At 61.2% G+C, this 18,894-nt stretch carries 17 protein-coding genes; 9 read left to right on the top strand and 8 right to left on the bottom strand.

Annotation, left to right across the window (positions count from 1 at the left end; genetic code table 11):
- Positions 1-4: 4 nt before the first annotated feature.
- From MPZ60_RS17285 to MPZ60_RS17260, 6 genes are all read left to right on the top strand, one after another.
- On the top strand, positions 5-892 hold the full coding sequence (locus MPZ60_RS17285) for an EI24 domain-containing protein (RefSeq protein WP_034359334.1): 888 nt from the start codon (positions 5-7) through the stop codon (positions 890-892).
- A 322-nt stretch (positions 893-1,214) separates the two neighbouring features.
- Positions 1,215-2,630, top strand: coding sequence for a type I glutamate--ammonia ligase (gene glnA, locus MPZ60_RS17280; RefSeq protein WP_003063782.1), 1,416 nt, complete (start codon positions 1,215-1,217; stop codon positions 2,628-2,630).
- Positions 2,631-2,809: 179 nt separating this feature from the next.
- Positions 2,810-3,322, top strand: a complete 513-nt coding sequence (locus MPZ60_RS17275; RefSeq protein WP_034359332.1) for a hypothetical protein — start codon at positions 2,810-2,812, stop codon at positions 3,320-3,322.
- A gap of 36 nt (positions 3,323-3,358) precedes the next feature.
- Positions 3,359-4,468, top strand: a complete 1,110-nt coding sequence (gene glnL, locus MPZ60_RS17270; protein ID WP_034359329.1) for a nitrogen regulation protein NR(II) — start codon at positions 3,359-3,361, stop codon at positions 4,466-4,468.
- Between the two features lie 46 nt (positions 4,469-4,514).
- Entirely contained in the window at positions 4,515-6,065 is a 1,551-nt protein-coding gene (gene ntrC / locus MPZ60_RS17265) for a nitrogen regulation protein NR(I) (RefSeq protein ID WP_034359327.1), read from the top strand.
- A gap of 200 nt (positions 6,066-6,265) precedes the next feature.
- Positions 6,266-7,033: a hypothetical protein gene (locus MPZ60_RS17260; RefSeq protein ID WP_231905928.1), complete on the top strand. Its 768-nt coding sequence runs from the start codon at positions 6,266-6,268 to the stop codon at positions 7,031-7,033.
- Between the two features lie 11 nt (positions 7,034-7,044).
- Here MPZ60_RS17260 and xth read toward each other — a convergent pair whose 3' ends face one another.
- The 4 genes from xth to MPZ60_RS17240 form a co-directional block, all read right to left on the bottom strand.
- Positions 7,045-7,821, bottom strand: coding sequence for an exodeoxyribonuclease III (gene xth / locus MPZ60_RS17255; RefSeq protein WP_034359323.1), 777 nt, complete (start codon positions 7,819-7,821; stop codon positions 7,045-7,047).
- 396 nt (positions 7,822-8,217) lie between these two features.
- A complete protein-coding gene (locus MPZ60_RS17250) occupies positions 8,218-9,312 on the bottom strand; it encodes a porin (protein WP_034359474.1) in 1,095 nt (364 codons plus the stop codon).
- 42 nt (positions 9,313-9,354) lie between these two features.
- The gene (locus MPZ60_RS17245) at positions 9,355-10,956 is read right to left on the bottom strand and encodes a sulfatase (RefSeq protein ID WP_034359321.1); all 1,602 of its coding nucleotides are present in this window, start codon (positions 10,954-10,956) and stop codon (positions 9,355-9,357) included.
- A gap of 11 nt (positions 10,957-10,967) precedes the next feature.
- The gene (locus tag MPZ60_RS17240) at positions 10,968-11,873 is read right to left on the bottom strand and encodes a tripartite tricarboxylate transporter substrate binding protein (RefSeq protein WP_052057691.1); all 906 of its coding nucleotides are present in this window, start codon (positions 11,871-11,873) and stop codon (positions 10,968-10,970) included.
- Between the two features lie 191 nt (positions 11,874-12,064).
- Between MPZ60_RS17240 and MPZ60_RS17235 the strand changes: the two genes are divergently transcribed.
- Positions 12,065-12,967 (top strand): LysR family transcriptional regulator, encoded by a 903-nt coding sequence (locus MPZ60_RS17235; protein ID WP_242882037.1) that lies wholly within the window; start codon positions 12,065-12,067, stop codon positions 12,965-12,967.
- 398 nt (positions 12,968-13,365) lie between these two features.
- Positions 13,366-13,599 carry a DUF333 domain-containing protein gene (locus MPZ60_RS17230; RefSeq protein WP_012839154.1) on the top strand — a complete coding sequence of 78 codons (234 nt, stop codon included), beginning with the start codon at positions 13,366-13,368 and terminating at the stop codon, positions 13,597-13,599.
- Positions 13,600-13,694: 95 nt separating this feature from the next.
- Here the strand turns inward: MPZ60_RS17230 and MPZ60_RS17225 are convergent, their stop codons facing one another.
- The 3 genes from MPZ60_RS17225 to MPZ60_RS17215 form a co-directional block, all read right to left on the bottom strand.
- Positions 13,695-14,777, bottom strand: coding sequence for a metallophosphoesterase (locus MPZ60_RS17225; RefSeq protein ID WP_012839153.1), 1,083 nt, complete (start codon positions 14,775-14,777; stop codon positions 13,695-13,697).
- A 193-nt stretch (positions 14,778-14,970) separates the two neighbouring features.
- Positions 14,971-15,474, bottom strand: coding sequence for a dihydrofolate reductase (locus MPZ60_RS17220; protein WP_034359311.1), 504 nt, complete (start codon positions 15,472-15,474; stop codon positions 14,971-14,973).
- A 123-nt stretch (positions 15,475-15,597) separates the two neighbouring features.
- Positions 15,598-16,428 (bottom strand): thymidylate synthase, encoded by an 831-nt coding sequence (locus tag MPZ60_RS17215; protein WP_034359309.1) that lies wholly within the window; start codon positions 16,426-16,428, stop codon positions 15,598-15,600.
- A 241-nt stretch (positions 16,429-16,669) separates the two neighbouring features.
- Here MPZ60_RS17215 and MPZ60_RS17210 point away from each other — a divergent pair, with 241 nt between their 5' ends.
- Positions 16,670-17,293 (top strand): hypothetical protein, encoded by a 624-nt coding sequence (locus tag MPZ60_RS17210; protein WP_034359305.1) that lies wholly within the window; start codon positions 16,670-16,672, stop codon positions 17,291-17,293.
- A gap of 64 nt (positions 17,294-17,357) precedes the next feature.
- On the opposite strand, the gene MPZ60_RS17205 is transcribed toward MPZ60_RS17210, so the two are convergent.
- A complete protein-coding gene (locus MPZ60_RS17205) occupies positions 17,358-18,788 on the bottom strand; it encodes an FAD-binding oxidoreductase (protein ID WP_003063759.1) in 1,431 nt (476 codons plus the stop codon).
- Positions 18,789-18,894 lie beyond the last annotated feature (106 nt).

Here is an 18,894-nt window from a genome sequence, read left to right as displayed (position 1 = left end):
GAGTATGCTTGCCAGCATGAGCTTGCTACTTGACTCTTTTTGGCGTGCCATGGCGTATTGCCTGCATAAGCGGGTCATTGTCTGGTCACTCTTGCCGCTGCTGGCCATGGCCTTGATGGCCTGGCTTCTGGGTTACTTCTTCTGGGCCGATGCGGTCCTCAAGGTGCAAAGCCTGCTGGACGGGGTGGGCTGGCTGCATTCCTTGTGGCTATGGCTGCAAGGGCTGGGCCTTGGGTATGCCTCGGAGGTGGTGGCTTCCATTTTTGTTGTGTTGGGAGCAATGCCTGTACTCGTGGTGCTGGTTTTGCTGCTGGTGGGCCTGTTCATGGCACCAGTGCTCACCCAGCTGGTGGCCGAGAAACGCTTTGTCGGTCTCGAGAAAAAGCATGGCGGCTCCACCATGGCCAGCTTGGTCTGGTCGGGCGGCTCCACGCTGATTGCGCTGCTGGCCTTGTTTGTCACTCTGCCGTTATGGGTGTTCCCGCCGCTGATGCTGGTGGTGGCGCCTTTGATCTGGGGATGGCTCACCTACAGGGTCATGGCATTTGACGCCTTGTCTGAGCATGCCAGCAAGGACGAGCGCCGGGCCCTGTTTGCCCGTCATCGCATGTCGCTCATTCTGATGGGCGTGATCTGCGGCTATCTGGGCGCAGCGCCCGGTGTGGTCTGGATTTCCGGGCTGCTGTTCCTGGCCGCCTTCTGGATTCTTGTGCCCATTGCCATCTGGATCTATGCGCTGGTATTTGCCTTCTCTGCACTGTGGTTTGCCCACTTCTGTCTGGCGGCGCTGGAGCAGATGAGGGCGCAGACCATGCCGAGTGCTGCCGACCCGCAGGTCCCGTTTGCACCTGGTGCAGATGATTCGGATGGTGCAGCTTCGGTGGCTCGCTGAAAAGCGTCTGCAGCAGGTTGAATCAGGTGCCATGCACCAAAAACAACCTTGTTTCGGAAATGCACCAAATTGGTGCTAATTAATTCACCAAGATGGTGCAATTGTGTGGCGTGCTCTGGCAGTGAGACAATGCGCGTCTGTTTGGTGCAGTTTGCAGATGCAGCTCTGGTAAGTGCTTATGTCTTGTGCCGAATATCTTTACACCAAGGCTCGGTTTCGGTGCGCAGATGTTGTTGTGAGGCGCCGAGGTCGAGTTGGCACGCAAACTGCTAGATACTATTCATTCTTTATTTGATCAGCCAAAGTTGGCAGGAGAGATCTAATGGCGAAGACCGTTGCAGACGTGATGCAGATGGTGCAGGATAACGAGGTCAAGTTCGTGGACCTGCGCTTTACCGATACCCGCGGCAAGGAACAGCACGTGACCGTGCCCGTGTCGCACTTCGACGAGGACAAGTTCGCCTCGGGCCATGCTTTCGACGGCTCTTCCGTTGCCGGCTGGAAGGGTATCGAAGCCTCGGACATGCAGCTGGTTCCTGATCCCAACACTGCCAATATCGATCCCTTCTTCGAAGAAACCACACTGATTCTGCAGTGCGATGTGATCGAACCCGGTGATGGCAAGGCCTACGACCGCGATCCCCGTTCCATTGCCAAGCGTGCTGAAGCCTACCTGAAGGCTTCCGGCCTGGGCGATACCGCTTACTTTGGTCCCGAACCCGAATTCTTCATCTTCGACGGCGTGCGCTGGGGTACCGAGCCTCACAACCCCTTCTTCGAAATCGAAGAATATGAGGCTCCCTGGAACACCGGCACCAAGTTCGAGACCGGTAACCGTGGTCACCGTCCTCGCGTCAAGGGTGGCTACTTCCCAGTTCCTCCTGTCGACAGCACCCAGGACATGCGTGCAGAGATGTCGCTGCTGCTGGAAGCGGTCGGCATCCCTGTCGAAGTGTTCCACCATGAAGTGGCCGGCGCCGGTCAGAACGAAATCGGCACACGCTTCTCGACCCTGGTCGAGCGTGCCGACTGGACACAGCTGCAGAAGTACATCATCTGGAACGTGGCCAACACCTACGGCAAGACGGCAACCTTCATGCCCAAGCCCTACGCTGGCGATAACGGCTCCGGTATGCACGTGCACCAGTCCGTGTGGAAGGATGGCAAGAACCTGTTTGCCGGCGACGGCTATGCCGGCCTGTCCGACTTCGCCCTGTACTACATCGGCGGCATCATCAAGCACGCTCGTGCGCTGAACGCCATCACCAACCCTGGCACCAACAGCTACAAGCGTCTGGTTCCCGGCTTTGAAGCGCCCGTGAAGCTGGCTTACTCGGCCAAGAATCGCTCGGCCTCCATCCGTATTCCTTACGTCAGCAACCCCAAGGCTCGTCGCGTGGAAGCACGCTTCCCCGATCCTCTGATGAACCCCTACCTGGGTTTCGCAGCTCTGCTGATGGCCGGCCTGGACGGCGTGGAAAACAAAATCCATCCCGGCGAAGCCGCGACCAAGGATCTCTACCACCTGCCCCCCGAGGAAGACAAGCTGGTGCCTACCGTCTGCCACAGCCTGGATCAGGCTCTGGAAGCCCTGGACGCAGACCGTGCGTTCCTGACCAAGGGCGGTGTGTTCTCCGACAGCATGCTGGATGCCTACATCGAGCTGAAGATGGGCGAAGTGACTCGCTATCGCCAGTCGGTGCACCCTGTCGAATACGATATGTACTTCTCGCTGTAAAGCAGAGGTCAAAAAAGGCGGCGCAAGCCGCCTTTTTTATTGAGCGCCCGCTGCGGCGGGCGTGGCAGCAAAGGAACCAAACGGGTTGGTGGCGGTCAAGTAGTCAATAAAAGCCGCAGGCTTGGAGCGATACTCAGGGTATTGCGGACTTGCGGCCGCCGTCTGCCTGAGAGGACCGAATGAAGAAGTTTTATGTGTTGTCGTTGCTGTGTCTTGCATCCGGGCTGGTTTCTGCCCAGGATGTGATCTACCGCTGCGGCAATGAGTACACCAACAATGTTTCGCAGGCCAAGGCCAAGGGATGCAAGCCGGTCGATGGCAGTGGCGTGACGGTGATTCACGGCACCAGGCCCTCGGGTGGCAATGCCGCTGCGGCTTCGGTCAAGCCCAAGCCGGCAAGTAGCTCTGCATCGAGCGCGCCGGCCACGGCCCGTAGCGACAGTGCCGCGCAGAAAGCGCGTGACTCCGATGCACGAGCCATCCTGCAAGGCGAGCTGAACAAGGCCCAGGCCAGACTGTCCGAGCTGAAGGCGGAGTACAACGATGGCAACCCCGTGCGCACGGCACTGGAGCTGCGCAATCCTCAGGGCTACCCGGAGCGGGTGGCCAAGCTGAAAGCCGATATCACACGCCAGGAAAGTGATATCGCAGGCATCAGGCGAGAGCTGGACCGGCTGCCTGCGGTCAATTAATCCGGCCCCTGGGGCTGGTCATTTTTGGTCTATCGAATGAGTTCCACTGCAGCCCCGCTCCCCGATATCCCCAGGCCTGATCCGGATCAGGCCAATGCTCACGGCTACCAGTCGCTGGACTGGCTTTGCACCCTGATTGCCGTGCTTGACGAGTACGGCATGGTGCGCTTCGTCAACGCGGCGCTGGAAAACGCCCTGGGCCAGTCGCGCCGCATCATGGTGGGCAGTGACTTCGCCACCTGCTTTGCCGAGCCTGCCTTGCTGGACAAGGCGCTCAGCGGCGCCCGTTCCAACGACTTTGCTGCGCTGCGCTTCGAGGCCAGCCTGCTGCGCCTGGGGCAGGAGCCCTTGCCGATTCATGCGGCGGTTTCGCTGGCCGAGAAGGCCGGCCATGTCATGGTGGAGATGTGGCCGCTGGAACAGCAGGCCCGTCAGGATCGCGAGGAGCGCATCCGAGAGCAGGCTCTGGCGAACAAGGAACTGATCCGCAATCTGGCGCACGAGATCAAGAATCCGCTGGGCGGCATTCGCGGCGCGGCCCAGTTGCTGCAGATGGATCTGGTCACGCCCGAGTTGCTGGAATACACCACGGTCATCATTCACGAGGCAGATCGCCTGCAGGCGCTGGTGGACAGATTGCTGGCCCCGCATCGCCACCCGCATGAGGTGGGCGACGTCAACATCCACGAGGTCTGCGAGCGCGTGCGTTCGCTGGTGCTGGTCGAGCACCCCCAGGGGCTCAGGATCACGCGCGACTATGACATCTCCATCCCCGAGTTCAGAGGCGACAGCGCACAGCTGATACAGGCCTTGCTCAATATCGTTCAGAACGCGGCCCAGGCGCTGGGGCGGCGCATTGCAGAGGGCGATGCCGAGATCATTCTGAGGACGCGTGTGGCCAGACAGGTCACTCTGGGGCGTGAGCGCTACAGATTGGCACTGGAATTGCATGTAATCGACAACGGGTCAGGCGTGCCAGATGCCATCAAGGAGCGGATTTTCTATCCTTTGGTCTCAGGCAGAGACGGCGGATCCGGCCTGGGGCTGACGCTGGCTCAGACCTTTGTGCAGCGTCACCATGGCCTGATCGAATGCGAGAGCCAGCCGGGGAGGACGGATTTCCGAATCCTGATACCGCTGCCATAAAGCCTGACATTATCAATATGCAGAAGAAGGGAAGGATGTTGCACGAATGAAGCCAATCTGGATTGTGGACGACGACCCTTCCATCCGCTTTGTGCTTGAAAAGGCATTGGGGCGTGAAGGCTGGCCCATTCGCAGCTTTACCCAGCCGCGCGATGTGCTCAAGGCCCTGGCTGATGTGGACAACAGCGATCCCGAGCGTCAGGCTCCACAGGTGCTGGTCAGCGATATACGCATGCCTGGCGGCTCGGGCCTTGAGCTGCTGGAGCAGGTCAGGGCGCAGCAGCCTGGGCTGCCCATGATCATCATGACGGCCTATTCCGATCTGGACAGTGCAGTCTCGGCATTCCAGCGCGGGGCCTTCGAGTATCTGCCCAAGCCATTTGACGTACCCAAGGCCGTGGAGTTGATCCGGCGCGCCGTCGAGGAAAGCCAGCGCGAGGAGGTGGCCGATGTGCAGGCTCCGGTGCAGGCGGAAATGCTGGGTCAGGCACCCGCCATGCAGGACGTGTTTCGTGCCATCGGCAGATTGAGCCAGAGTCATGTCACGGTGCTGATCACCGGGGAGTCCGGTGCCGGCAAGGAGCTGGTGGCACGGGCGCTGCACAAGCATTCTCCGGTTGCCGGCGGACCGTTTGTGGCCATCAATACCGCAGCCATTCCGAAAGATCTGCTGGAGTCCGAGCTGTTCGGCCACGAGCGCGGCGCCTTTACCGGCGCGCAGACCCAGCGCAGGGGGCGTTTCGAGCAGGCCGAAGGCGGTACGCTGTTTCTCGATGAAATCGGCGACATGCCGTTCGAGCTGCAGACGCGTCTGCTGCGGGTGCTCTCCGACGGCCATTTCTACCGGGTTGGCGGACATCAGGCCGTCAAGGCCCATGTGCGTGTGATTGCGGCGACGCACCAGGATCTGGAGCTGCGCGTCAAGGACGGTGCTTTCCGCGAGGACTTGTTCCATCGTCTGAATGTGATCCGCCTGCGCCTGCCCGCGCTGCGCGAGCGCAAGGAAGACGTCCCCATGCTGACTCAGCATTTCCTGCAGCAAAGCGCGCGTCAGCTGGGGGTTGAGCCCAAACGCATGAGCACGGCCGCCATGAGCCGCCTGCAGGCCTTCAACTTCCCGGGCAATGTGCGCCAGCTGGAAAACATCTGCCACTGGTTGACCGTCATGGCTCCGGCCCAGCAGATTGCACTCAAGGACTTGCCGCCCGAAGTGCTAGGCAGCTCTGCATCGGTGAGCACAGCAGTCTTTGCCGGCGCATTGAGCAGTGGTGTGGGCCTTGACCAGTCCAAGGTAAACCTGCCGGAGGCGGCGTCCATGTCCGTGCCTGGCACTGCGGCAGCTCCTTTGACCGAAGCTCCGACATTGACCGAGGGCTGGCTGGAAGGGTTGGGCAAGCAGGCCGAGGAACTGTTGTCGCAAGGCCACCACGATGTATGGGATCAGCTGTCCCATCAGTTCGAGGCACAGTTGCTGCGAACGGCTCTGGCAGCCACGCATGGTCGCAGAGTGGAAGCTGCCAGCCGGCTGGGGATTGGCCGCAACACCATCACCCGGAAGCTGCAGGAGCTGGGATTGGAAAACGAGAATTTCGACTGAAGCAGTGAAGTGGCCACTCGCTCTCGCGGTGGGTTTTATCCGTCCTACATGGTGCAATCACGGTTGACGACATGAGGCAGATGGCGCAGGGGTAAAAATCAACAGGCCTTTTGTTGATTGGACTGTTTGCGTTGTCTGCCTTGCCTTTATCCATCTCTTTCCCACCTGCACCGGAGTCTTTTCCGCGGGATGCGAACGCCTTGTCGCCATTGCTGCAGATGCCGGAGGCCGAGGAGGCCTTCTGGCACGAGCGCTATATGTGCGAGCCTTACTTTGTCCCAGGGCGTAGCTTTGATCAGTATTACCCCGCCTATCTGCTGGGCTGGCAGGCCGGCAGATATCGGGCTCGGCAGACGGCTTCGGGGGGGAGCAGGAGTTTCGAATCCCTGGAGGCCGAGCTGCGCCAGCATTGGTCGCTGCATTGCGGGGGCAGCCTGTTGGACTGGTCTCAGGTCAGAGCAGCCGTCAAGGCAGCCTGGCGCCGTGCGATTGTTCCACCCGCGTCCAAGCCTTGCGCGGAGGCCGTACTGGGCCAGATGGCGAAGAACAGTCTTGCTCTGGCGTTGCAGGCAGGACTGCGTTTCGCGCAAAGCTCCAGACTGTTTTTGACGACTGCGGACGCCAGCATGGCTGTTGATGCCCTGCGCCGCTTCTCGCAGGATTCACACAAGCTGGTTTCCGAGCTGGAGGAGCTGCTTGATGGTGTTCCGGCGGCCCCGCTATCCATGGCCTTGGATGAGGGCGGTCTGCTGGAGCGGGTGCGCAAGACCTGGCTTGACTATCTGGGAGAAACGGTGGCCGAAACCTGGCTGGATGTGCTGCGGCGCTTGCAGACCTGGCTGGAGCGCACCGAGCACACTGTTCAGCTGGATTTGCCGGTCAAAGTCGCCAAGCTGCTCAAACGCCATGTGATGCTGTTGCGTGGCCAGCTGCAGGCCTTGCAGTGGCTGAGCCATGGCGCCGTCTGATCCGTACCGCCTCAGTCCAGTGTAACGACCACGGGGGCGTGGTCGCTGGGCTGTTTGTTCTTGCGCGGAGCGCGGTCCACGCTGCAGGCGCTGACCTTGCTCTTGAGAGCCTCGCTGACCAGAATATGGTCGATGCGCAGGCCGCGATTCTTCTGAAAGCCCAGCATGCGGTAATCCCACCAGGAGTAGCTTTTTTCCGGCTGCTCGAACATGCGGAAGGCATCGCTCAAGCCCAGCTGCAGCAGGCGCTGGAAATGGTCGCGCTCTTCCACTGTGTGGTGGATCGTGTCCTTGAGGCCGACGGGGTCGTAGGAGTCGCGATCTTCGGGAGCCACGTTGAAGTCCCCCACCAGCACCAGGCGCGGATGCAAGGCCATCTGTTCCTTGACCCAGTCTTGCAGCGCCTGCAGCCAGCGCATCTTGTAGGCAAATTTTTCCGAGCCAGGTTCCTGGCCGTTGACGAAGTAGCCGTTGATCAGACGAATTTCACCGTTCGGCGAGTCTATGGTCGTGGCAATGATGCGGGCCTGTTCGTCGTCAAGCCCAGGGATGTTGCGCACCACATCGCGCCCCGTGTCGCGCGTGATCCAGGCCACGCCGTTATAGGTCTTCTGGCCGTGGCTGACTGCCTTGTAGCCGGCTTCCTCGAACGCCATGTGCGGGAACTTGTCGTCGGTGAGCTTGAGCTCCTGCAGTCCCAGCGCATCGACGGGGTTGGCGGCAAGCCAGTCCAGCACCTGCGGCAGTCGTACGGACAAGGAGTTCACATTCCAGGTGGCAATTTTCATTGTCATATAAGCCCACTTGATTTCAATGGGTTGCGTATCTGATTTTTAGGTTTCTAGCTCCAGCTGCCCAGCTAGCTACCCAAAAAAGGTGTTCAAAAGATGGTCGTGCTTTCAGCTCCTTCTATCGTATCAGCCACATAGTTCCCGCTGAGCGAGCGCGTTTTGGAATAAGGTGGCCAAGTTGCAGTCGCAAGCCTATGAGTGATGAACATGCCTTTGAGCCGTCGCACATGTGGCATCACGTGCATGTGCCGGTGTTACAGCCAGAGTGCGATCAGGCTACGCACACGCTCCAGGGCCTTGACGGCTTGTATCAGCGAGGTGGTTGAGCCATGTCACAGCAACAAGGCAGGTTCGGCATCTCCGTCAGGCTCGTATTTGGGCGAGTGCCATTGGCTAAAACATATGACGTATACCGACGCCGAAGCCTGTCTGGTTGATTCCGGCGACCGGCAGGCTGCCAGCCTGGCCGCTGCTAGCGCTGAATGTGGCATTGCCGCTGTTCTTCATGTGTCCCAGTGACGCGTAGGCGGCGGTTCGTTTGGAGAAGTGGTAGGTGCCACGCAGCACCATGAACTGGCCTTTGTCGCTATTGGACTTGTACTGGAGCCGGTAGTACTGGGTGTCGAAAGTCCATGCTCCTGCGGGATACGAAAGGCCGACGAACCACAGGTCGCTGCGGGGGGAGACCTTGTAGCCATCGTTGTCGCGGCGCAGAAATCCCGCTCCAATCTTGACTCCGTTGAATTTCACATAACCGTTGAGCATGGTGCGCTTGTCACTCATGCCGCTTTGGCTGAGACTACCAAATGCACCTGAGCCTCCTTTGAGCACGTCATGAGCCAGCGCAGTTCCCCAACTGGCGGAGTCGTACTTGAGCAACATCGACCATTCGCGGCAAGCGTTCCTGTCGGTGCCACTCTCGCCGGCACAATTTGTGCCGGCGGGGCTAGGGCCAGCATTGACCGCATCGCGCCCAAAGCTGTAAGTCATGCCCACGGTCAGTCCTGAGAATGTGCCCTTGTAGGAGATGGCGTTGTCGGCGCGTGCATTCGGAAAATAGCTGTCGAAGTTCGCAATGCTGTGCATACCCGGCCCGATGACATCGGCGTCATGCATCGACCAAAACAGCATCGTGTACTGCCGGCCCAGGCCAACCTGACCCCAGGGGCCGTTCAGGCCAACAAACGACTGTCGCCCAAACCCGCGCCCACCTTGGTTCAAGACGCCCGAATCAGGTGCGATGCCCATTTCGAGAACGAACTGGGCACTTATTCCGCCACCCAAATCTTCACGGCCACGAAATCCCAGCCTGGATGGAATGTTGCCCGCATTGCTGGGGATGCGCGTGAGCCCAGAACCAGTGGCGCCCACATGGTTGATGTGCTCGACAGCGGTGTCGAGCAACCCATAGATCGTGATACTTGGTTGGGCATGACAGGCGCCTCCCAACCACAGGAATGCAGCGGCACAGAAAAATTGCTTGTTCATCGGGGTCTCCTCCAGCATTGCGGTCCAACTTCCGCACGTACCTCAGGCGATAGCCGTTGGCAGTGGTGAGCAATCAGCCTGTTCGCTGAGCTCCATCAGCAACTGCATACACAACTGTCCGCGCTCGGCAGCGCGCTCATGCCACAGGTTGTGTTGCTCGAGCGGATCGGCGTGCAGGTCGTAGAGCTCGCACAGCTCGGGCAAGTTGCTCAAGGTCAGGCGCCATTCTTCGCTGACGAGGCTGCGAAGGCGGTAGCGGCGCGTTCTTCCGTGCGGCAGCACCACGGGCTCGCTTTCGACAATGACACCAGGGCGCGATGGGACTGTTTGCGATTGCCCGTCCAGCCAGGGCAGCAGATTGAGTCCCTGGATCCCGTTGTAGGGGGCGAGCCCGCAGCGCGCCAGCACGGTCTTGGCAATGTCGATGGTTCCGGATGGCAGATCCAGGACTGGAGGAGCGGCCCGGCTGCATGGGTCCTTCCAGATGAAGGGTACGCGCGTGAGCCCACTGAAATGCATGGCGCCCTTGAGCACGATGCCATGGTCGCCCATCATGTCGCCGTGGTCGCTGGTGAAGATGATGACCGTGTCGTCCTCTATGCCCAACTCCTGAAGAGTCTGGAGTAACTGCCCGACCTGCTCGTCGATCATGCTGACCATGCCGTAGGTCAGGGCCAGCGTTTCCTGGCATTCACGGCTGGTTACGGCGTAGGCGCCGTAACCCTCGCGGGAGCCTCCCTCTCTGGTGTAGCGGTGCACGTCGACCAGCAGTTGAGAGTTGCCGGGCTTGCCGAAGCTGGGCGGCAATGGCATGTCCTCAGGCTGGTACATATCCCAGAACCGTCCCGGAGGGGTGAACGGATGGTGCGGATCGGGAAAGGACAGGTTGAGAAAGAACGGCTTGCCGGACGAGCCTTGCACATGTTTTCTGAGCCAGTTGCAGCCGCGCTCCCCCACCCAGGCCGAGGGGTACAGTGCCTCGGGCATGGCCGTGCGCCATGCCTGCGGCGCGCTGTAGCCTGGTGAAGGCAGGGCGTTGGCACGGCCGCGCAGACTGTCGGCTGCGGGGTGGCGTTGGGCCAGCCAGCGGGCATAGTCACCGTCGACCTGGTCGCCGTGGAACGTAGCCAGCTCCACATGTTCGAAGCCGTAGTAAGGGGTGGTCACCGCCATGCGCTTGCCACTGCGCCAATCGGGCGTCCATTCGTTCAAATACCCGTCGCCGTCACGCTGGCGCTTTCGTGCGTCCAGTAGCTCGAGCGGCGGCGCGACACCTTGGTCAGCATGGCTCCAGCGACGGCGTGCCGGGCCGTCATAGCCAAAAGACTGCAGGTGAGACTTGCCTATGAGTGCCGTGGCATAGCCTCCTGCGCGCAGCAGTTCCACAAAGGTAGTGTGATCGCGCGAGAGACTGATGCCGTTGTGCACCACGCCATGCAGCGATGGCAGCCGTCCGGTCATCAGCGTGGCGCGATTGGACATGCAGGTGGTGCTGGCCGCATGGAAGTTACTGGCGCGTACGCCGGTGCGGGCCAGGCGGTCGATGTTTGGCGTCCTCAGCAGCGTGTTGCCCGCGCAGCCCAGGTGGTCGGCACGCTGCTGGTCGGTGACGATCAGCAGCACGTTGGGAGTCTTGTTCGTCATGAGGCCGGCTTTCAGTCGGCAGTGATGCCAAGTTCTTTCACAAGCTTGCCGTAGCGCTTGTAGTCGGCGCGGGTCTTTTCGGCGAAAGCGCTGCGTGGCTGGTTTTCCACGCTCTGGTACAGGTTTCTGAACTGGGCTGCGACCTCGGGCTTGGCCAGAATCTCGCGCAAGGTTTTGTTGATATCGTCAGCCAGCGCCGGGTCCATGTTGCGGGGGCCATAGACGCCGAAGGAAATGTCGACCTCCACCCCTGCAAAGCCTTGTTCCTGCATGGTTGGCAAGCTGGGCAGAAAAGAGCTGCGGGCCTTGTCTGCCACGGCCAGCGGTACCAGGCGTCCCGCATCGATCAGGGGCTTGGCAACAGGCATGCCGAGGAAGGTCAGCATCACATGGCTGCCCAGCACGTCATTGATCGCCGGTGTCGTGCCTTTGTAGGGCACATGGCGCAATTGCACGCGAGCTACCTTGTTGAAGAGTTCTCCCACGATATGCATGGGAGACCCATTGCCCGAAGTGGCGTAGCCCAGGTCGGGCTGTGTCTTCGCTATCCGGGCCACATCGCCCGCCGTTTTTGCACCGAGTCTGGGGTTGGCGAGCATCAGCATGGAGGCTGATGAGAGCAGAGCGATCGGAGTGTAGTCCTTGACGACATCGGCATGCTGCCCGCCCGCCGGCAGCACGTGAGGGACCATGGTGAAGGTATTCGGTGTCACCAGCAGGGTGTGGCCGTCGGCCTCGGCGCGGGCTACGGAGTCGTTGCCCAGGTTGCCCGACGCTCCCGCCCTGTTCACCACGATGACGGGATTTTTCCAGCGGGCTTGAAGCTGGGGCGCCAACAGGCGGGCTATCTGGTCGGGAGCTCCTCCTGGCGGGAACGAGACGACCAAGGTGATGGGCCTGTCCGGATGTGTGGGCATGCCGGTTTGCGCGGCCGCGCCCCAAGCTGCCCCGCCGAGGCCGAGGCAAAGGGGAAGTAATAGTTGTCCAAGCAGGTGGGGCATCTGTGTGTCTCCGGCGATTTTGAATGTTTGCCAAACTTTACTTAGCGCCCGCGTGCTGTCACAGTGGGTGCAAGATTGAAACAGCTTCAAGCAGAATTTGTAAATCCATGGACAGGCTTAGACTCATCACCACATTCATGAACGTGGCTGAGGCAGAGAATTTCAGCCGTGCCGCGCAATCGCTGCACCTGACGCCACAGGCTGTGAGTCTGCAAATATCACAGCTCGAATCGTGGTTGGGCGTGCGCCTGTTCCACCGCTCCACGCGCCGCATGGCATTGACGGAAGACGGCCGTGTGTTCTATGAACGTTGCCGTGTCGGTCTTCAGTCGATCGACCAGGGCGAGCGCGAATTGCGCGACCGCGCAAGCGGCATCACCGGCTCGATCAAGGTGGCCTCAAGCCTGAGTCTCGGGCAGTTGCTGGTGGCGCCACTGCTGGCACAGTTCAATGAAAGCTATCCCGATATCCGCATCGAACTCGTGACGCAGAACCCCTGGCCTGACACGGTGGACCTGGGCATGGACATCGGTGTGATCGGCGGACCACTGCTCAACGTATCGCTGGTCGCGCGCAGAGTCGGGCGCTTCACTCACATGCTCTGCGCTGCGCCTGCCTATCTGGCTGCCAAGGGGACACCCAAGAGCCCGCAGGAACTGCTGCAGCACTGCTGCATCGGCCTGAGGCACCCACGCACCAACCGCATCTGGCCCTGGACCTTTCAATCGACGCGCCGGCAGACGATGCTGGAGCCGCCGTTCTCCTTCATCACGCAGGACCCTGCCGTACAGCGGCAGCTCGTGCTGCAGGGGGCAGGCATCGGCCAACTGACAGATTACTTTGCGCGACCTCTCATCACCAGCGGAGCGCTGGTAGAGCTCCCCCTTGGCTACAGCGGTCCTCGTCTCGACGTGCATGTTTTCATTCCCCAGCGCGAACACACGCCCCGGCGCATCAAGTTGCTCAATGATTTCCTCTATGAAAGGCTCAAGCAGTTCTTTCACAGCTAAAACAGCTAAAAGACGAAGGATAGAGGGGCCCTGGTCGATAGCGAGGGCCGCAGATGCAGGAGTGGGAGTACACCAGAATAGGTATCTGGCGCATCAATGCTGTGCACGCAAATGGTGAGTTCGGGCATGTTCCCCCTGCGAAACTCACGCGAGCTGGACCCCTCTCCAGCCACCCGACAGGCGAGCCTGCCAACTGTCCACGGGGTGCGTGGCGATTCAAACCTGGTTCAGCCTGTGGCTGGCAGCAGATCAAGATCTGGTGCAGGCAGGGTGGTTTGCAGCGATCCCTTTCAGGGCTTCGGGAGGCTGGACTTTCCGAAGGAACATGGTCTTTCTTGATGCCTTCGAAAAGCAAATTGCTCACAAGCGGGCCTGCAGGGGTTTGCTACATTGAGCCCATGAAACATGCTTCAAGCCTGGCAGGGATGATGATCGTCGTGGCGGCAGCCGGTGGCTGCGCGCAGTCGGTCTCGGTCAATTTTGGCAACCCCTCGGAAGCCAACTGCAAAAAGCAGGGCGGCGTGCTGCGCACCGAGAAGGGGGCGGATGCTGATCGAAATACCTGCGTGCTGCCTGACGGCTCTGCTTTTGAGGAATGGGTGCAGCACGCGCGGCAGCCGCCCGCGAAATAGGTCTAGGCCCAGACCTGAATTCAGGCAGTGGCAAGGCGCTGCTCAGGCCAGAGCTGCCTTGATGCCGCGAGGCCTGGCAGGCGTGGAAGCTGGCTTCAATCGCGCAGCACCACGGAGTGCTCGAAATTTTCCGATATGGCCTGAGTGCCGTCGTCAAAGACCAGTACGCGCTCGGGCCAGCGCATGGCGGCGAGCTTGCTGCGCTGCACAGGGTTGTCGCCGCGCAGGCGGTCTAGCCAGCGGGCGCCCACCGAATAGTCCACGCAGAACACATTGCCGCGCAGGCCGTGCCATGACAGCGGGGGCGTTGCGCCAAACAGGTTTTCAAACTGCGAGCCATGCGCCGGTGCGTCAGCCGGGCGCAGGCGGCGCCAATAGTGGCCGACGATGACGGCGGGCGCTTCTTCATATTCATTCCACCAGCCCACGCGTTCGACAAAACGCCATTTGCCGCCCGCGTAAAAGGGGTTGCGGCATTCGCGCTCCACGCCGGCCGTCAGCACCTTCAAAGGGTTGACCATGGCCTTGTTGAGTTCGTTCTCGCTGTGCGCTTGCAAAAAGGGTGGCTCGTGGCGATAGTCTTCCAGGCTGTAGGGCCAGCTCAGTTCTTCCTGGCGCATGCGTTCGGCCACGCATTGAGCGACGGACTGTTCTTCGGCAATTGTCTCGAAGTGGTCGTAGGCGGCGCGTGCGCTGCCGCTGGGCAGTTGGCGAATCATGGCGATCTGTTCGGGCCTCCAGGCGGCGTGAACAATGCGCAGATCCTCACGCTCCAGTGCGATCGGCAACTGGCCGAGCCGCTCGAGCATGGCGGGAATCTGCTCGGCCGGCATGCGTGCAAAAGGCGCGTACTTGGGCTGGTCGGAGTCGATGCGGCTGTCGAAGAACCAGCCCGAGCCATCCTTGGCATCTTCGCGCAGCAGATTGATTTCGTGGTTGCCCAGCACCGCATGGGCCGTGCCCGAGGCCAGCATGGCGCCGACCAGCGCGAGCACGGAAGGGCTGTCCGGCCCACGGTCGCAGAAGTCGCCGACAAACACCAGTCGCCGTCCTTCGGGGTGATTGCCCTGCAGGTCGTAGCCCAGATGGCCCAGCAATTGCACCAGCGCGGCGTATTCGCCGTGGATATCGCCAACGATATCGAGGGCGCCAGGGGGCAGGGGCTGGACTAGGCTCATGATGAAGGGCGATAGGCTTGCGGGTTTTGAGGGCTCAGGCTGCAGCAGGCTGCCTTGCCATTGTCATACGGCAGTCATGCAATGAAGCTGACAATTGTTGCAACGCAACACCGCGAAGGCAAGAGAGTTTTGTCTCTTGCCGGACTGCTGGCCGCCCCGTGCGGATGCGATCCCGCACGGCACGAGACAAGGGTCAGCCCCGGCGCTCGAAGCGCACAAAGCAGTAGGGAAGGCCATTGGCGGAGACATGCTCGCTGCGGCTCACGGCTTGCCACTGCTCGCCCAGTTCGGGGGCAAAGGCATCGCCTTCGAAGTCGCGGCCGATTTCGGTCACTTCCACGGCATCGGCCAGCGGCAGAGCCTGGGCATAGATTTGCGCGCCGCCGATGACCCAGACGTCTTGCGAGAGCTTGTGGCCCAGCTCCAGCGCTTCTGGCAGGCTGGCGGCGCGCAGGACCTGATCGGACGCCGGCTCGGCTTGCCAGTCGGCCTGGCGGGTGACGACGATATTGCTGCGGCCCGGCAGGGGACGAAAGCGCGGCGGCAGCGAGTCCCAGGTCTTGCGGCCCATGATGACGGCGCAGCCCCGGGTCAGTTCCTTGAAATGCGCCATGTCTTCGGGCAGATGCCAGGGCATGGTGTTGTCCTTGCCGATGACGCCGTTGGCTGCGCGGGCGTAAATGAGTTGAATGGCCATAGCTATCAATAAAGAAGCTGCTGGCGCTTGCTATTCATTGACTTCAGATATGAAAGTATTTGAAATCGCAGGATGGCAAGCGCAAGCAGCTTTGATTTTTATAGTGATCCGCAGGAGTGCAGCTCAGACCGCCACAGGCGCCTTGATGCCGGCATGGTGCTGATAGTCCAGCACTTCGAAGTCTTCGTACTCGTAGTCGAAGATGGATGCGGGCTTGCGCTTGATGTTCAGCGTCGGATAGGCGAAGGGCTGTCGAGACAGCTGGGTCTGCACCTGCTCGAAGTGGTTGTTGTAGATATGGCAGTCGCCGCCGGTCCAGATGAAGTCGCCCACTTCCAGGCCGCATTGCTGGGCCAGCATATGGGTCAGCAGCGCATAGCTGGCGATGTTGAAGGGCACGCCCAGGAAGATGTCGGCGCTGCGCTGGTAGAGCTGGCAGCTGAGCTTGCCGTCGGCCACATAGAACTGGAAGAAGGAGTGGCAGGGCATGAGCGCCATCTGGTCCAGCTCGGCCACGTTCCAGGCGCTGACGATGATGCGGCGGCTGTCGGGATTGCTCTTGAGCTGCTTGACGACTTCGGCAATCTGGTCGACATGCGTGCCGTCGGCCTTGGGCCAGCTGCGCCATTGCACGCCATACACCGGGCCCAGGTCGCCGGTTTGCTTGTCGGCCCACTCGTCCCAGATGGTGCAGCCGCGTTCCTGCAGCCACTTCACATTGCTGTCGCCGCGCAGAAACCACAGCAGCTCCAGAATGATGGATTTCAGGTGCACCTTCTTGGTGGTGACCAGGGGGAAGCCTTCATTGAGGTTGAAGCGCATCTGATAGCCGAAAACGCTGCGCGTGCCCGTGCCCGTGCGGTCGGTCTTGGATGCACCGTGCTCGTACACATGGCGCATAAAGGTTTCGTACTGGCAGCGCACGGGGCGCAGGGTGCAGGTGCTGGAGTTCATGGTGCAAAAAGCGGTCAAAGACTGGCAAAGACTGGCTGTGCTGGCAGCGTACACAAGGTGCCGCAGCTCTTGAAGAGGGTGGGCCCCGAGGGCCGCGATAGCCGAAGTGTGCCACGTGCCGGAGCATGCCGAGTTGCCCGCTGTCAATGACCCGTCCTGCGGCCCTGTCAGTCTCAAATCTGCCGCCGCTGGCTTCACAATGTCATGGAAAACAACCGAGCCGAACAAGGAGAGTGAGTTCATGTCACGCAATTTTGTGAGCACTGCGGCTGTTGCGCTGGCGATTGCGGCCTTGATGGCTGCCTGCGACAAGACCAAGGCACCATCTCCCACCGCCGCTGCAGCGGATGCCCGGGCAGCGGCCGCTGCGGCTGCCGCCCCGCCCGATGCCATGCCCCAGACCCAAGAGCCCGCTGCCACGGCGCAGATCGAGGAGGCGGCCACGGTCTCCATCGAGGAAGTACGCGTTCCCCATGTGGTCAAGGACGGCGAGCCAAGCCTGGACAGCCTCAAGCCGCTGCAGGGCAAGTACCGCTGGGATGGCGTGGACTATGTGAAGGACGGCGTGCTGGCCCAGCGGCTGAAGACGCTGATGGGCGGCAGTCAGTACGAGACGCTGCTCAAGAATCTGCAGGCCCTGGGCCCGCTGGAGCCCTCTGCAGGGCTGCTCTATGTGATGGGAAATCGCCAGCATCAAGGGGGCGAGGAAATGGCAGCCGTGGTGATTGATCCTGTGCGCAACGGCTTGCGTGTCTGGTTGCTCAGCGAGGGCAGGCAGACCGTGTTCACCGATGTGGATGGCGCAGACATCCCCTGGCCCAGCGCGGTTGAGAACATGCTGCGCAATATCGTGGCCTCTCGCTAAAGCCCTGGTCAATGCAAAAAGCCCTGCACAGCAATGCAGGGCTTTTTTGTCGGCGATGCCAGGATCAGCCGCGCGTCAGCACCACGCCGGGGTTCATGAGGCCCTGGGGATCCAGCGCATTCTTGATGGCGCGCATCATCTGCAGCGCAACGGGGGACTGGTATTTTTCGAGCTTGTCCGTCTTGAGTGCGCCCACGCCATGTTCGGCCGAGAACGAGCCGCCGAAGGCGTCCACGGCCTCGTAGACCAGATGGTTGACCAGGGCTTCCTTGTCGCGCAGAAAGGCCTTGCCGTCCTCGCCCTCGGGTACTTGCACGTTGTAGTGCAGATTGCCGTCGCCCAGATGGCCGAAGTTGACCAGACGCACGCCGGGAATCTCGCGCTTGAGCACGGCGTCGGCATGCTCGACAAATGCCGGAATGCGCGAGGCTGCGACCGAGATATCGTGCTTGATGTTCAGGCCTTCCTCGGCCTGGGCCAGAGGAATGCTCTCGCGGATATGCCACAGGTCATGGGCCTGGGTCAGGCTCTCCGCCACCACGGCGTTGACCACGCAGCCGTCCTCAAAGGCCAGCTCCAGCAGGTGTTCAAAGCGCAGGCGCGCATGCTGCTCGGACTCGCTGTCGCTGTTCTCCAGCAGCACGCAATAAGGGGCTTCGTCGCCCATGTCGGCAAAGGGCACGCGCAACTGCGGCATGTGCTTGACGACCAGGCTCAGTGCGAACTGGCCCATGACTTCAAATCCCGTGAGTCCCGCGCCCAGGTGCTGGTGCGCGAGGCCCAGCAGGCGCACGGCGGCTTCCATGGAGGGCACGGCGGCAAAGGCCGTGAGCTGGGCGGCCGGCTGCGGGAACAGCTTCATGGTGGCGGCGGTGATGATGCCCAGCGTGCCTTCGCTGCCGATGAACAGATCGCGCAGGTCATAGCCGGTGTTGTCCTTGCGCAGGCCCTTGAGGCCATCCCAGATTTCGCCCTGAGGCGTCACTACTTCCAGGCCCAGGCACAGATCGCGGGTGTTGCCATAGCGCACCACCTGTGTGCCGCCCGCGTTGGTGCCCAGATTGCCGCCGATCGTGCAACTGCCTTCGGCGGCCAGCGACAGGGGGAACAGCAGGCCTTGCTGATCGGCCAGCTCCTGCAGGTTCTGCAAAATGCAGCCGGCTTCGACGGTGAAGGTCAGATTGTCCTTGTCGATATGGCGCACGGCGTTCAGGCGCGTCAGGCTGAGCACGACCTGCCGGCCGCTGTCGTCGGGGGTGGAGCCTACGGAAAGCCCGGTATTGCCACCCTGGGGCACGATCTGCACGCCGGCTGCGGCGCAGGCCTTGACCACGCCGGCCACTTCGGCCGTGTTGCCGGGGCGTACCACGGCCAGGGACTTGCCGTGCACGCGCTTGCGCCAGTCCTGTTCGTAGGCGCTGAGGTCGCCGTCGGTCAGCACATGGGGAGCGCCCACAATCTGGCGCAGGGATTCAAGCAAAGCGGTGGAAGTCATGACAAGCAGGCCGCAGCAGGGGCGGCAGAGAGGGGGACAGACGGAAATCCTAAGCCAGGCACGGGGCGGCGGCAGGAAAACCATGAAGCTGCAAGCGTAGAGCATG

This window comes from Comamonas sp. 7D-2 (assembly GCF_022749555.1).
Classification (GTDB): domain Bacteria; phylum Pseudomonadota; class Gammaproteobacteria; order Burkholderiales; family Burkholderiaceae_C; genus Comamonas; species Comamonas thiooxydans.
Note: the sequence above shows the minus strand (reverse complement) of the source record. Positions and strands in the feature narration are given on the sequence as shown.